The following is a 14,232-nucleotide window of genomic DNA, read 5'->3' on the forward strand; positions in this document are numbered from 1 at the left end:
TCAATTCAATTAATCGACCGTTGGCTCAATATCAGCCAACTTGTCCTCAACAGATACCGAATCATCCTCCCCTTCTACTCCAGAGCTGATTTTTGCTCTGACGTGAATCGGGCCGTAACCTTCGGTTTGAATAATTTCTAATAAAGATTCTTTCGCCAGCTCCATAATCGCCAGGAAAGTCACCACCACACCCATACGCCCTTCTTCGACATTAAACAGCTGCGAGAAATCACAGAAGCTCTGCGCCGATAAACGCTCAAGCACAAAGCCCATTTTTTCTCTGACTGACAAGGCTTCGAACTGAATGTGGTGGCTGGTAAACATTTCAGCGCGACGCAAAACATCACGCAAGGCCAACAGAAGTTCTTTCATATCCACATCGGGATCGGGCCTGACTATATTTAATTCTGGTTTTTTAGCACTGACTGCATAGTTATCACGTCCCATGCGCGGTAACTCATCAATATCTTCAGCGGCCTGCTTAAATTGCTCATACTCTTGTAAGCGACGAATCAGATCTGCACGAGGATCGTCTTCTTCATCATCCTCATCTTTAGGGCGAGGCAATAGCACACGGCTTTTGATTTCAGCCAGCATCGCAGCCATCACCAAGTATTCGGCAGCCAGCTCAAGATGTAGAACCTTCATCAACTCAACATATTCCATATATTGCTCGGTGATATGAGCAATCGGAATATTCAGAATATCTACGTTCTGACGCTTAATAAGATAGAGCAATAAATCGAGCGGCCCTTCAAAAGCTTCTAAGAAAACTTCGAGTGCATCCGGTGGGATATAAAGATCTTTGGGAAAATCTGCGAGTTGCTCACCATCGATCAGCGCAAAAGGCATTTCTTCCTGCAAATGCCCTGCTTCGGATGAATGCTCATTGGCATTCGAAAGCTGTTCGCTGGTTGGTTCGCTCATAGATTCTTCTCAATTACCTTGTTTATCGTGTTATTTACAAGACTACTTATACGCCTATTTATAGGACAACCCCATGGCTTGGCGCACATCATCCATGGTTTCTCGAGCCACGTCACGCGCACGCTCGGAACCCTCAGACACAATATTACGGACGATTTCAGGGCTTTCCTGGTATTCTTTAGCGCGCTCAACAAAAGTCTGTTGTTCAGCACAAACCGCATCAATCACTGGGCCTTTACAATCAATACAGCCAATCCCCGCAGTTGTACAACCTTTCTGCACCCAATCTTTAACTTCGTCTGATGAATATATCTTATGGAACTCCCACACCGGACATTTCTCTGGAGTGCCTGGGTCAGTACGACGAACACGAGCTGGGTCAGTCGGCATGGTCTTAATTTTCTTTTCCACCGATTCGCGAGGTTCGCGCATCGCAATCGCATTGCCATACGACTTGGACATTTTTTGTCCATCTAGGCCCGGCATTTTTGAGACAGGTGTTAATAACGCCTGTGGTTCTGGCAATATAATCTTACCCTCACCATCCAGATAACCGTATAAGCGCTCTCGGTCATTAATCGAGATATTGGCCTGTGACTCAACTAATGCTTGCGCCATTTCCAGCGAAGACTGATCGCCTTCTTCTTGGAACTTTTTACGCAAGTTATTGTATAGCTTGGCATTTTTCTTGCCCATCTTCTTAATGGCTTCGGTTACTTTTTCTTCAAATCCAGGCTCTTTACCATAGAAGTGATTAAAGCGACGAGCTGCTTCGCGGGTCATTTCCACGTGCGGTACCTGATCCGCGCCAACCGGCACATTACCAGCGCGATAGACCAGAATATCAGCGGCCTGTAACAATGGATAACCCAAAAAGCCATAAGTCGATAAATCTTTGTTTTGTAACTTTTCTTGCTGCTCTTTGTAGGTTGGCACACGCTCTAGCCAACCTAAAGGCGTCACCATCGACAATAATAAGTGTAATTCAGCATGCTCAGGAACTTTAGATTGCACAAAAATGGTCGCTGCTGTGGGACTAATACCCGCCGCCAACCAATCCAACACCGTATCCCACACATATTGTTCAATATTTGCAGTCTCATCATAATTGGTAGTTAGAGCGTGCCAATCGGCAACCATAAAAAAGCACTCATACTCATGCTGCATTTGTGCCCAATTTTTTAAAACCCCGTGGTAATGTCCCAAATGCAAAGGGCCGGTAGGACGCATTCCAGATAAAACGCGTTTCTGGCCAACAGTAATAGAACTCAAAGAAATACCCTTATAATTATGTCGAAATCGTAGAAATAATAAGACTGCCCATTATAACGATATCGCGTCAAAACGCTATGCCTGAATGCGTAGGGCTAAGTGAATAGTATTGGCCGGTAACTCCATAAATACTCAACATAGTTATTGAGTTTATGTATACTCCAATATTTTGGGGTTACTAATACAAGAAAATGGAGGGAATAATAATGAAGCGAATTATCGCTATATCTGCAATTCTGCTTACGATATTGATAACAGGCTGTGCAACTAAACTCGAGCAATTTAAAGACAACTCGACACTTAACCCAGATGATCGCAAAGGTGTTGTCGTTATTGCTTATGAATCGGACACAGCAATTCACAGCTTAATATTTTCAGGACCAGCGAAGGTTGCGATTGAGCACACTCTATATGATCAAAAGCATAACTATGTAGTCACCACAATGCCTGCAGGAACCTACGATATTATTCGTGCTAAAGTTTATAATCGCTATAACTACATTGAACTTGGAAGTGATGACGGTGGTAACTGGAAAGTAAACATTGAGCCTAATAAAATAAATTACATAGGTCATTTCAATCTAGACAGAATAGGGGCTGGATTCAAAGTTCAGACTAAGAATGAGTCCACATTGGCCCTTTCCTTCTTAAAAGAAAACTACCCCTCTCTTATGAATCGATATCCGCTAGTCTATGCAAAAGATGGTACCCGCGATGACTTTTTTAGCTATATAAAAACACTAGAAGGAGAAGAATAATGACCTTTAAAAACACCCTCCTTACATTGGCAATTATTGTATTTTCCATCAGTGCTCAAGCAAAGCTGGTTAAAAGTAATGAGATTTTTGCAAACCCTCAGTTTAATAACTTTGTCATTTCCCCCTCTGGGCAAACATTCATTGGTAAAAGCTATCTTGATGGGTTCCACCAGTTATTTGCTTTTCAGTCAACAACTAATGAAGCCGCTGAAATATTTAAATTACAGAACTCAGGCTCACTGGAAATTATTGATTATAATTGGATAGATTCAGATACCGCCTATGTTACTTTCAAAGGCAACTTCAATAAATATTACACCCGATTTATCGACTTTACTTTTAAAGAAGATACTTTTGATATCGATTACTTTGATGTCGAAGCAATTGGCTTTGTGATCAATCCGATGTCCACGAAAGACAATAAGGCTTTGTATGCGAAATTCAATTCAGATGATGAGAAGTTTGATCTTTTAGAAATCGATATTGAGAAGCTAAAAAGCGTTAAGGCAACTAAGAAAAATCACCAGAAAATCTTTGATAGCTTCAGAAATCTTAGCGATGGCCTTGACAATACATTTGAATTTTTTGTCTCTAACAAAGACTATAAACTGGAGATGATTGGTCAGTATTTTGAAGATTATAATACCTATTCAATTTATGACTTGAATACTGACTCCTGGCGAGAATTTTTTAGAGTTAACAAAAACACCAATGAAGATAAAAACTATTCAAGGCTTGATATATTTGAACCTGTCGGAGCTATAGATGAGCGCTTTATCGTGGCGCTCTCAAACATGGGAAGAGATAAAACTGCAGTTATCAAGTTTGATGCAAGCTTGCAAAAAGAAGTCGATGTTTTATACGAATCACCTAGTTACGATATTAAGTCAGCAACATTTGATACTATCCAAAACAAGCTGACATCGGTAACTTATGTTGATAGAGGAGTAAAAAAACAGAAATTTTTAGACAAACCTAACCAGGCACTGCAAAAAGAGCTTCACCAGCAAATTGGTTTGGATTCTATCTTCATTATTGATAGCTCATTAAATAACAATGATTTAGTTATTTTTGCTTATGATTCGACGCACCCCGGAAAGTTTTATCACTACAATCAGAAGCTTGATAAGTTACGGTTCTTACAAAATGAGATGCCAGACTTACACCCTTATACCTTCAGAAAAGGCAGGCTTCTTACAGCCAAAAATGAGCTCGACAATGTCGTTGAAGGCTTTTTGTTCCTACCGGAAGCACCTAACAAACATCCCTTAGTTGTTATGCCTCATGGAGGGCCAATTGGCGTACAGGACCGCAATGAATTTGATCAAGCCACTCAGTTCTTAGTCAATAGAGGTTATGCAGTCCTAACCATTAACTTCAGAGGAAGTGCTGGTTATGGTAAAGAATACATGAACGCTGGACGCGAACAGTTTGGCGAGGGTATTGAAGCAGATATTAACCTACTAACTCAAAAAGCGTTTGCTCATCCATCTGTAGATAAAAACAATGCCTGCATTTATGGTACCAGTTACGGTGGTTATTCAGCGGTAACCTCAACGATCATTTATCCGCAGAATTTTAAATGCGCCATCACCGCTTTTGGTGTTTTTGACTTACCTTTACTATTCAGTGCTACCAATCTTAACCAAACTGAAAGCCGTAAAGACGCAATCAGCTTTATTGTTGGCGATATTGATGCGGATTATAGTAAGTTGAAAGCGAATTCACCTTTATATAAGGCTTCTCAGATCAAAGTGCCTACTCTGATTTTTTCAGGCCTCCGTGATGAAATTGCTCATCCCGAACATAGTCGTCGCCTAAACTATGTACTAACAGAACTCGGTAATACAGAAGTTCAATATCATGAGTATACGCTCTCCGGGCATGGACACAAAAACTGGCGTGGCGACATTCACCAATATGTGACCATTGTTGAGTTTTTAGATCGGCATATAGGCAAAAACAAGTCTTACCCAAAAGAAGACCATAGTGTACTGGGAAATGATAACTTTAACGTGGGTATGATTTACTACAATGGGACCTTTGTTGAAAAAGACACCAAGCAGGCTGAACGCTATCTAAAGCTCGCTCATCAATATGGTGATGATCGAGCAGCTCAATACTTAAGGCGTTTAGGTGTTTACAATTTTTAGTTCTAAGTAAATGTAATGCTAAAAGGGGCTTAACGCCCCTTTTCATCTTACTATTTCCGGCTTTTCTCCATTGGCACATTACCCATTACGAATAATTTTATTATTCAAATACAGTCGCATCACCAGCGCCATAACGAATAATTTCTGGATAGCCTGTAGTCATGTCCACTACTGTGGTTTCTTCATGACCACAATAGCCACCATCGATCACCGCATCGACACGGCCATTCAGTTCATCAAAAATTTCGTATGGTGCCAACACCTCGCCTTCGTCTTGGCCAGGCAAGATCAAGCTGGTGTTCATCATGGGTTCGCCAAGTGCTTCTAAAATTGCTTGTGCAATAGCGTTATCTGGCACACGAATACCAATGGTTTTCTTTTTCGGATGCTTAAGACGGTTGGGCACTTCGGCTGTTGCGCGCAGAATGAAGGTGTATGGGCCTGGTGTGTTGTTTTTAATCAGCCGAAACGCGGTGTTGTCCACGCGTGCGTAGAATGCCAATTCCGATAAATCACGGCACACTAAAGTAAAGTTATGATCTTTTTCCAGATCACGTATCTGACGAATGCGATCCAGCGCTTTTTTATCACCAATGTGACAACCGAGCGCGTACCCTGAGTCCGTCGGATACACCACAACGCCGCCATTACGAATGATGGCAACAAGCTGGCTCACTAACCGTGGCTGGGGATTTTCAGGATGTATTTCAATCAGTTGAGTCATAATCTATCTTTAGGGTCTGTTGTTCGATTACTGCCATGCCGTCCATACAGGTGTAACGTCGACAGGCATCGGCGGAAACTTTCCAAGCAAGGCCCACGGTTTATCCGGAGAGTGGAAGTCGGAACCTTGTGAGCCGAGCAGGTTATACTTTTGCGCCCAGTTTGCCAATAGGTTTTTCTTGCCTGGATGAATATTAGGGTAGCATACCTCAATACCCTCGCCGCCCATCGTTTGGAATGACTGAATCAGCTCATGCAGCTGGTTAGAACCCATTTTATAGCGTGTCGGATGTGCTAGCACAGGTACGCCGCCCGCTTGCTTAATAATCGCTATGGCGTCCTCCAGTTCAAACCACTCATCTTTGACAAAAGCCTTGCCGCCTTTAGCCAGATACTTTTTAAAAGCATTGGCAAAATTGTTGACCGCACCTTTGTCGAGCAAATACTGAGCTAAATGGGTGCGGCAGACCATATTCTGCTCTTGCAACATAACTTCCACATCCGCTACCGCCTCTTCAATCCCTGCTTTCTGCATCTTATGCGCCATTTCCAGCGCTCGTGTATGACGTTTCTGCTGCTGAAGTTTTAAAAATGAGGATAAGCCTGCATGTTCAGGGTCGATGTTCAAGCCCAAAATGTGCAAGGTATGCTTGCCCCAACCGGCTGAAATCTCCACCCCTTCGATAAGGTTAATGGCAAAATCATCCGCTTGTTCGCGCAATGCCAGTACGCCAGCCACTGAATCGTGATCGGTAATCGCCAGCTCATCCACACCGCGCTCAATGGCTAACTCAATCAGCTCTACCGGTGACAAACTGCCGTCTGAGGCATGCGTGTGGTTGTGTAAATCTCTCAGCACTTCAATCCTGCTTGGTATTAGGTATCAAATGAAAACGGTTACCAGTTTGCCTATCTTTTGCATTCAGGTAAACTTGGCGAGCACTTTTTTGGAGTCTAATATGACCTTTTTGAAAGAAAATTATCCTTTAGTCGCATTTATCGCGGTTTACCTCATCACTAAAAACTTAATTCTCGCCGCGGCAGTCTGGAGCGCAGGTTCGTTAGTGCAAATTTTAACCAGCGTATTCAACAAGGAACCGATTAAAAAAAGCCACATAGCCTATTTTGTTCTTGGCATTATCTTAGTTGCCTCAGCCTATTATTTTGATGATGAAAACTTCATCAAATGGAAAACCAGTATCATTTTATGGGCTGGCTCATTGTTTATCTTATTCCGCCAGGTTTTCAGTAAGAAATACATCATTCAGGATCTACTCAAAGCCAATGATGTGCTAAAAGATACAGCACCGCAGAGCCTGCTCGTTAAAATTAATTGGTTATGGATCCTTTATTTAACAGGGTTCGGTTTCTTAAATATCTATATCGCCTATACCTTTAGCACCGATGTATGGTTCTGGTTTAAAATTATCGGCCTCTTCGCATCGACCATGCTGCTATTTATCATCAGCATTATCATGTTAAAAGAACACGTTAATCTGGACGAGCCCCAAAAACCAGGTCCTGAAGAAACCAATTCAGATAAGAACGATCCCTAAGAAAAAGAGTCTCAGGAATAAATTATGATATATGTCATCTTTTCACAAGACGTAGAAAACTCATTACCAAAGCGTGCTCAAGTTCGCCCAGCGCATGTAGAGCGGCTACAGGCACTCAAAGAACAGGGGCGCTTAATAATCGCCGGCCCCTGTCCAGCCATCGATGCAGAAGATCCCGGCGAAGCAGGCTTCACCGGCAGTATGATCGTCGCCGAATTCGATTCACTCGAAGATGCTCAAGCCTGGGCCGACGCCGATCCCTACTTTGACGCAGGGGTTTACGAGTCGGTCATCGTAAAGCCTTATAAGAAAGTACTACCTTAAATAGTTATAAACGGAGCCAACAATGGACAACTCACAACGCCTTGAACGCATGCAACAAATGATTCAAAACACACTTAAACCAGAACAACTTGAAGTCATTGACGACAGTCATAAACACATTGGTCATGCCGGCGCTAAAGAAGGCAAAGGACACTTCACCGTAGTAATAAAAAGTGAAGCGTTAGAAGGAAAGCGAATGCTGCAACAGCATCGAATGGTTTATGAAGCGCTAGGCGACATGATGGAAACTGATATCCATGCTTTAGCGATAAAAGTCATTAAATAGTAAAACGGTGCGTCACGACGCACCCTACATTGCATATCTTATTAATCAATTTCAGAAAACTGGCCAGCATGTTGAACCATTTCAAAATACTTATAAAATATTAACCTTTTATTTCTATCTTTACTATTCGACCTCATAAGTTCACTTCTTAAATTCTCCACAATACGTTCCTGAATACTAAAACTGCTACTTGAAAAAAAGAAGTTATCTCCATTGGCTCTTCCTAAGTTATGAAAATATACTGAAAGAACATCTTTAATCGCTATCTTACTATTATGATAGGTGTGCGCTTTATGATATCTTTCCTTTGTCTGTAAGAAAATAGTGTTGTTAAAGCTATTCTCTTTAAAGAAGTTTTCTAAAACGAGCTTTCCTCCTTGTTGCTTAAATCGCTCATAATAGTCACCAAACTCCTGTTGCTTTAATATAAGTAGAAACAATAATAATGGTAACTCAACTTTATCCTCTGCTGTATAAATACATGCTTCAAGAGATATACTTAATTGTTCGATATCTCTTAAACCCAAATTAAAATAGTCGCAGAATCTCCAAAACATATCTAGAATGGACTCGAAGTCATCTTGTCCATTCGGTTCATAAGAGTTAACGTTATCTCCAAATTCAATATCAGAGATCACTTGCCGACAAAACTCTTTACGGCTTGGCTTTCTGAAAGAATATTCAATATCAAAAAACCTTCTTAGGTATGCTTTAGCAGAAAACTCCCCACCATATACGGCTTTGACACTTGCTTGGAGCTCAGAAGTATTGGTAGCCACAAGGAACACGACCCCATGAACTCCAAATAAATGCTTTATAGCTTCTAGTAGCTCAATGGCAAATGTTGGTCTACATCTGTCAAGCTCATCAACTAGAATATATATCGGTAACTTTTTATCTTTTAGCTTCCCATCTCCCTTTCCTAACTCCTTGACTAATTCTTTCAGCGCCTCTGTAAACTCCCCAATACTTTTCTGACTTTCTTTATGTTGCTCTAACATGCTTGTGGCTGCTGAGGTAGTGAGTTTTGATACAGTATCTGAAAAATCAGAAGTACTATCTGATTGATTAGAGTCAGGTTTGTCCTCATCTTCAGGAATCAGACCACTTAAGTCATCCGTTCTTAGTAGATGCTTCACTAAGGCGGATAAAAGTATTGGTACTGAGGACTTGATGATCTGTTTCCCTTTCTCCTTGAAAGTGTGTATTTTTTCCTTAATTTTGGGATTTGCATCTAAAGCTTTGGCAAGCTCATCAGAAATCTCAGAAATAAAGGATACGAGCGCCTCGTTAGAAAAGTCATTACGCCATGCATCGTAATATACAGTAGGATAACCTTGCTCAGAAAGATCGCGTCTTAAGTTTCTTAAGAAAAAAGTTTTTCCTTGTCCCCATTCAGCATTAAGGTTTATCGAAAGAGATGTGGCGTCACTAGCTTCATATTTTCTGTTTATGTATTTAACTAGATATTCTGCTTCAGCTTTTCTATCTAATTTGTCATCTTCCCAATTCATAAATATCCCTTCTGATCAACTTGCTATAGTGTTTTGCTGTATATCCTCTACCGCTTCGGCAAATAACGCATTGGATCGACGGGTTTACCTTTGAAGCGAATTTCAAAGTGTAGTTTGGGAACTTCACTGTCGGTGTTGCCGACTTCGGCGATTTTCTGGCCGGCTTTGATGATTTCGTTTTCTTTAACCAGCAAGATTCGATTGTGGGCGTATGCGCTAATGAAGTCGTTGTTGTGCTTGACGATAACGAGGTTGCCATAGCCACGAAGCCCTCGGCCTGCATAGACTACTCTGCCAGCGGCGGAAGCTCGCACCGGATCGCCTAGATTACCGGCTATATCAATCCCTTTGGAGCTTTTGCTCGCGCCTGAGAAGCCTTGCAGAATTTGGCCCATGGTTGGCCACATCCAGTATTTCACAGGCGAGTTAGGCGTATAGGCGACAGGCTCTTTACTGCCCCCCATAGTATTCGAGCTGCTAACAGGCTCTTTCTTGGGTTCTTTTTTCGGCTCTTGTTGCGGCTCATTAACCTGCTGATGAGACTGGCTAGTGACAGGCGTTCTTGGAACTTCTGCTACCGGTCTTCTGGCAACGCTGACCGGGGTACGACGTGAAGCATCGCTGGATTGTTGCGTACCCGGTGGCTCCGTGCCTGCCACTTCATATTCTTCTGCTGGCGTTATATCGCGGGCTTTCTGAAGATTCAGGCGTTGGCCAGCGTGGATGGTGTAATTGCTATCAATATCGTTAGCCTGAGCAAGAATGTTGTAATCAAGGCCATAACGAAAGGCAATAGAATAAAGGGTGTCACCAGGACGTACATAATAAAATTGTTGGCTGTTATCCACTTCGGAAGGCGGATAAAAGCTGTGTAATTGGGCTTTATAATTGTTGGCTTCGCGCTCTTCGACAGGGGCCAGGCGTTCATTACCACAACCCTGCAACCAAAAGATCACTAACACGATAGCGACGATCCAGAGTGAGCGGACGGCAGAACGTTTAAGTATGTCTTTTGTTTCCTGTCGCATGCTTTAGTTAAAAATCCTTGTTTTTACAATGAGTTATTGATTGTTCTAGCTTACACGTATTTATAAATAATATAAGCGATGACCGCAAGGATTAAGAAGCCCCAGCCAATCCAGTCTACATATTGACGCAATTTATGCTGCATTGGTTCCCCGCCCCACTTCACTAATCCGCCAATGAGATAAAATTGAGCAGCACGAGCGATGATAGAGGCCAGTACAAAAGGCAAAAACGACATACTGAGTGCGCCAGCAGTTAAAGTAAATATCTTGTAGGGTACTGGAGAAAATCCAGCGATCAACACCACCCAGACACCAAAGTCAGCAAACCAGACTACTGCTTTTTCATAAGTTGCTAAATAACCGAACTTTTCAATCGCTGGCAAGACCCAGGACTCAAAAGCAAAGGCCCCCACCAGATAACCTACGATCCCGCCTAACACGGAAGTCACAGTGGCAAGTCCTGCAAGGCTCAAGGCACGGTGCGGGGTCGACAAAGCCATCGGTGCCAGCATGGCAGCTGTAGGAATCGGAAAGAAGATGGATTCGATAAAACTGATTAAGCCTAAAATATAAACTGCGTACTTATGACGCGCCCAACGCATACAAGCGTCGTACATCTTGGTAAAAATTTTCATCGAGCAACGCCACTGACTAACGGTACAAATTTAACTTTCTCAACAACGGTTTGTTTAAACTCGTCTCCCTGACGTTCAACCAGAATCAGCTCTTGCGCAGTTTCAGTTTGGCCTACTGGAATAATCATGCGTCCACCATCGGCCAATTGCACCATCAGCTTTTCAGGAATTTGCGAAGGTGCCGCGGTCACGATGATTGCGTCAAAAGGTGCGTTTTGCTGCCAGCCATTAAAGCCATCAGCGAACAGGTACTGCACATTGTGAATGGATAGTTGGCCGAGGGTTTTGCGGGCCTGCATATGAAGTGCGCGAATACGCTCAACGGTAAATACGGTTTTGCACAGTTTGGACAAAATGGCGGTTTGATAGCCGCAGCCAGTACCAATTTCTAACACCTTGTTCATTGAGCCGGATTCAAGCAAAGCCTGAGTCATACGGGCAACAATATAAGGCTGCGAAATGGTTTGCCCCATACCTATGGGTAGGGCTGTATCTTCATAGGCACGGTGGGATAAGCCCTCATCAATAAACACATGACGAGGCGTGTCTTCAATAGCCTTTAAAACTTGCTGATTGGAAATCCCCTCGGCAAGCAAACGTTGCACCAAACGGCCACGCGTTCTCGCTGAAGTCATGCCAATGCCAGAAAAATGAGCTGCATTCATAGTTGTCGGTCTGTTCTATATTGTTGTTATCGATTGAGCCTATCAGCTTTTCGTTAATGGGCTGTCATAAGTACTCAAAAAGTCTTCCACTTCATCGAAGCTGTTATACGCGGTCAGATCCACATTGATGGGCGTAATCGAAACGTAGCCGTTCTCAACGGCATGAAAATCCGTTCCTTCCCCAATATCTTGCCCACTCGGTAAAGGCCCCAGCCAATAAACCTGACGCCCTTTTGGATCCTTATCCGGAATAATAGTATCAGCACGGTGGCGATTTCCCAAGCGTGTTAGCTTAATTCCTTTTAATTCTTCATAAGGCAGGTCAGGAACATTGATATTCAGCACTCGATCCTTGCCCAGCGGGTGCTCAATTAAGCCTTCAATGATCTCAGCAGCAACTCGTGCAGCGGTTTCATAGTGCTGGCAGTCATGACCGACTAATGACACGGCAACGGCAGTATAACCTAGAGCACGCCCTTCCATCGCAGCCGCAACAGTGCCGGAATAGAGGGTATCATCGCCCAGATTTGCGCCTGTATTAATGCCAGCAACCACCATATCAGGTGCTGCGCCCATCAGATGATGGGTTCCCAGATGCACACAATCAGTTGGCGTACCGGTTACGGCAAAAAATCCACGGTCAGTTTGCCAGGCGCGAATCGGGTGATCCAAGGTTAATGAATTACTGGCCCCACTGCGGTTACGGTCTGGTGCAACCACGGTCACCCGTGCAATACGTTGCAAATGGTCATATAAGGCGTTAATTCCCGGCGCAAAAAAGCCGTCATCATTACTCAGCAGTATTTTCATAATATGTATTAGTGTGGTTAAAGATTGGTTTTAAGCTCAAATAATTCACGCAACAGACTGGTCGCGAAAGCTCCTTTGGGCAAACTAAAGCTTAGTTCCAGCGTTTGCTCATTATGCCATTGCAACGTGACATTTTGTGGAAAAACACGAATCGCACGGCGCTCACCATTGAGCCCTTTGCGCTCCAAAGCAGCAATCAACTCATGATAAGGCTCAAGCACTTCTGCTTCAAACTCAGCAGCCTCAGCCAACAGCTGCGAACGACCCCGTCCGGGCATGGGTGCAGTGGGATGAATATCTTTAGCTACAAAACGTGGTAGCTCCTGCTCCATATCCTGAACCGTGAAACCACTTTCGGAACCATCAAGCTGTACATAGTCGCCATCCAGCAATTCTGAAAACTTATTTGCTTCAATACGCTTGGCCAGAACCTGATTAAAGAAAAAGGAACGCACCGCAGAGAATAACAATCCCTGCAAATTACGATTTTTGAGTTTTTTATTGGCCAGCAGCAGCTCAGCGCCACGGGTTAAATTATCGCCATTATGACCAAAGCGTTGCTCACCAAAATAATTGGGGAAGCCATTCTCCTGAATCTGCTCGATACGCTGATGTAGTGCCTGTTGATCAGAGCCCGGATTAAAGTTCAGATCGCGCAAGGTAATGGCAAAGTGGTTTTGCTTAACCGCACCAATACGTAGTTTTTTGTCATGACGTGTCGCTTTCAGAACAGTCACTTCATCATCATTAAATTCAGACCAGTCGATCTCTTTAAGCAATGGTAACTGTACGCTGAACCATTGACGTGCAATGGCAAAGCGATCTTTCTTGCCGGCATAGCCAACATCTGTGGGATTAACTTCGGCAAAGCGACGCAGTTTGTGACAAACAATGTCAGTATTGATATTACGCTTTTCGATCAAAAGCAAATGGTGCGCACCTTCGCCCGATGGTTCGAAACGTAAATCTTCATCAACACAGAAGTCGCTCAACTTCTGGCGGAAAGTGGCGGTGGCTAATGGGGTGCCGTAGGCTCTGGGCCAATCCTGAACGTGTATCTCCATCTTATTGTTCGATGGATTCAAGTAAACAAACAGAGTGCACTGCAATCCCTTCTTTGCGGCCAACAAAGCCTAGTTTTTCTGTGGTGGTTGCTTTGACGTTAATGCGGTTTAGTTCAGCTTTGCAGATATTGGCAATGACCTGTCGCATGTCAGATATTTTCGCGGCCATTTTAGGTGCCTGCGCCACAATGGTGACGTCAAGATTGCCAAGCTCAAAACCCTCTTCGTGTACCTGCTGCATCACAGCAACCAATAACCCTCGGCTGTCGGCACCAGCGAGTTTCTCATCGGTATCGGGAAAGTGATGACCAATATCGCCCTTAGCAATTGCGCCCAATAGCGCATCACAAACTGCATGCAACACCACATCGCCATCCGAATGAGCGAGCAAACCTTGTTCACCCGGAAATTCGACACCGCCCAAAATTAATGGGCTATCGCCACCAAATTTATGAACGTCATAACCATGACCAATTCGAAACATAGAAATCCTAGCACTTGCGCTTTGACAAAAACT

At 43.3% G+C, this 14,232-nt stretch carries 16 protein-coding genes; 5 read left to right on the forward strand and 11 right to left on the reverse strand.

Going from position 1 to position 14,232, the window contains the following annotated elements; genetic code table 11:
• Positions 1-9 precede the first annotated feature (9 nt).
• Positions 10-927 carry a ScpA family protein gene (locus tag ACN0VI_RS10545; protein WP_331890135.1) on the reverse strand — a complete coding sequence of 306 codons (918 nt, stop codon included), beginning with the start codon at positions 925-927 and terminating at the stop codon, positions 10-12.
• A 54-nt stretch (positions 928-981) separates the two neighbouring features.
• The gene (locus ACN0VI_RS10550; RefSeq protein ID WP_417447047.1) at positions 982-2,157 is read right to left on the reverse strand and encodes a tryptophan--tRNA ligase; all 1,176 of its coding nucleotides are present in this window, start codon (positions 2,155-2,157) and stop codon (positions 982-984) included.
• Positions 2,158-2,405: 248 nt separating this feature from the next.
• On the opposite strand from ACN0VI_RS10550, the gene ACN0VI_RS10555 reads away from it, so the two are divergent.
• Together ACN0VI_RS10555 and ACN0VI_RS10560 are read left to right on the forward strand one after the other, a co-directional pair.
• On the forward strand, positions 2,406-2,957 hold the full coding sequence (locus tag ACN0VI_RS10555) for a hypothetical protein (RefSeq protein ID WP_417446769.1): 552 nt from the start codon (positions 2,406-2,408) through the stop codon (positions 2,955-2,957).
• A complete protein-coding gene (locus ACN0VI_RS10560) occupies positions 2,957-5,110 on the forward strand; it encodes a prolyl oligopeptidase family serine peptidase (protein WP_417446770.1) in 2,154 nt (717 codons plus the stop codon). Before ACN0VI_RS10555 ends, ACN0VI_RS10560 begins: the two co-directional genes overlap by 1 nt.
• A 100-nt stretch (positions 5,111-5,210) precedes the next feature.
• Here the strand turns inward: ACN0VI_RS10560 and ACN0VI_RS10565 are convergent, their stop codons facing one another.
• Positions 5,211-5,834 (reverse strand): L-threonylcarbamoyladenylate synthase, encoded by a 624-nt coding sequence (locus ACN0VI_RS10565; RefSeq protein ID WP_417446771.1) that lies wholly within the window; start codon positions 5,832-5,834, stop codon positions 5,211-5,213.
• A gap of 27 nt (positions 5,835-5,861) precedes the next feature.
• Complete coding sequence (locus tag ACN0VI_RS10570; RefSeq protein ID WP_417446772.1) at positions 5,862-6,692, reverse strand: PHP domain-containing protein; 831 nt, start codon at positions 6,690-6,692, stop codon at positions 5,862-5,864.
• Between the two features lie 100 nt (positions 6,693-6,792).
• Here ACN0VI_RS10570 and ACN0VI_RS10575 point away from each other — a divergent pair, with 100 nt between their 5' ends.
• From ACN0VI_RS10575 to ACN0VI_RS10585, 3 genes are read left to right on the forward strand one after another with little or no spacing between them, the layout of a single operon-like run.
• Positions 6,793-7,389 (forward strand): inner membrane-spanning protein YciB, encoded by a 597-nt coding sequence (locus tag ACN0VI_RS10575; protein WP_417446773.1) that lies wholly within the window; start codon positions 6,793-6,795, stop codon positions 7,387-7,389.
• A gap of 24 nt (positions 7,390-7,413) precedes the next feature.
• Positions 7,414-7,713: a YciI family protein gene (locus ACN0VI_RS10580; RefSeq protein ID WP_331890145.1), complete on the forward strand. Its 300-nt coding sequence runs from the start codon at positions 7,414-7,416 to the stop codon at positions 7,711-7,713.
• A gap of 22 nt (positions 7,714-7,735) precedes the next feature.
• A complete protein-coding gene (locus tag ACN0VI_RS10585; RefSeq protein WP_417446774.1) occupies positions 7,736-7,999 on the forward strand; it encodes a BolA family protein in 264 nt (87 codons plus the stop codon).
• Positions 8,000-8,040: 41 nt separating this feature from the next.
• Here the strand turns inward: ACN0VI_RS10585 and ACN0VI_RS10590 are convergent, their stop codons facing one another.
• From ACN0VI_RS10590 to ispF, 7 genes are read right to left on the reverse strand one after another with little or no spacing between them, the layout of a single operon-like run.
• A complete protein-coding gene (locus tag ACN0VI_RS10590) occupies positions 8,041-9,513 on the reverse strand; it encodes a KAP family P-loop NTPase fold protein (RefSeq protein WP_417446775.1) in 1,473 nt (490 codons plus the stop codon).
• 47 nt (positions 9,514-9,560) lie between these two features.
• Positions 9,561-10,541 carry a peptidoglycan DD-metalloendopeptidase family protein gene (locus ACN0VI_RS10595; protein ID WP_417446776.1) on the reverse strand — a complete coding sequence of 327 codons (981 nt, stop codon included), beginning with the start codon at positions 10,539-10,541 and terminating at the stop codon, positions 9,561-9,563.
• A gap of 50 nt (positions 10,542-10,591) precedes the next feature.
• Positions 10,592-11,176: a YqaA family protein gene (locus ACN0VI_RS10600; protein ID WP_417446777.1), complete on the reverse strand. Its 585-nt coding sequence runs from the start codon at positions 11,174-11,176 to the stop codon at positions 10,592-10,594.
• Positions 11,173-11,841 carry a protein-L-isoaspartate(D-aspartate) O-methyltransferase gene (locus ACN0VI_RS10605; protein ID WP_417446778.1) on the reverse strand — a complete coding sequence of 223 codons (669 nt, stop codon included), beginning with the start codon at positions 11,839-11,841 and terminating at the stop codon, positions 11,173-11,175. The genes ACN0VI_RS10600 and ACN0VI_RS10605 overlap by 4 nt, the downstream gene beginning before the upstream one ends.
• 42 nt (positions 11,842-11,883) lie before the next feature.
• A complete protein-coding gene (surE, locus tag ACN0VI_RS10610) occupies positions 11,884-12,651 on the reverse strand; it encodes a 5'/3'-nucleotidase SurE (protein WP_331890157.1) in 768 nt (255 codons plus the stop codon).
• 17 nt (positions 12,652-12,668) lie between these two features.
• On the reverse strand, positions 12,669-13,715 hold the full coding sequence (truD, locus tag ACN0VI_RS10615; protein WP_331890159.1) for a tRNA pseudouridine(13) synthase TruD: 1,047 nt from the start codon (positions 13,713-13,715) through the stop codon (positions 12,669-12,671).
• 1 nt (position 13,716) lies between these two features.
• Positions 13,717-14,199: a 2-C-methyl-D-erythritol 2,4-cyclodiphosphate synthase gene (gene ispF, locus ACN0VI_RS10620; RefSeq protein ID WP_331890161.1), complete on the reverse strand. Its 483-nt coding sequence runs from the start codon at positions 14,197-14,199 to the stop codon at positions 13,717-13,719.
• Between the last annotated feature and the right edge of the window lie 33 nt (positions 14,200-14,232).

Source organism: Kangiella sp., from assembly GCF_048265365.1.
Lineage (GTDB): Bacteria > Pseudomonadota > Gammaproteobacteria > Enterobacterales > Kangiellaceae > Kangiella.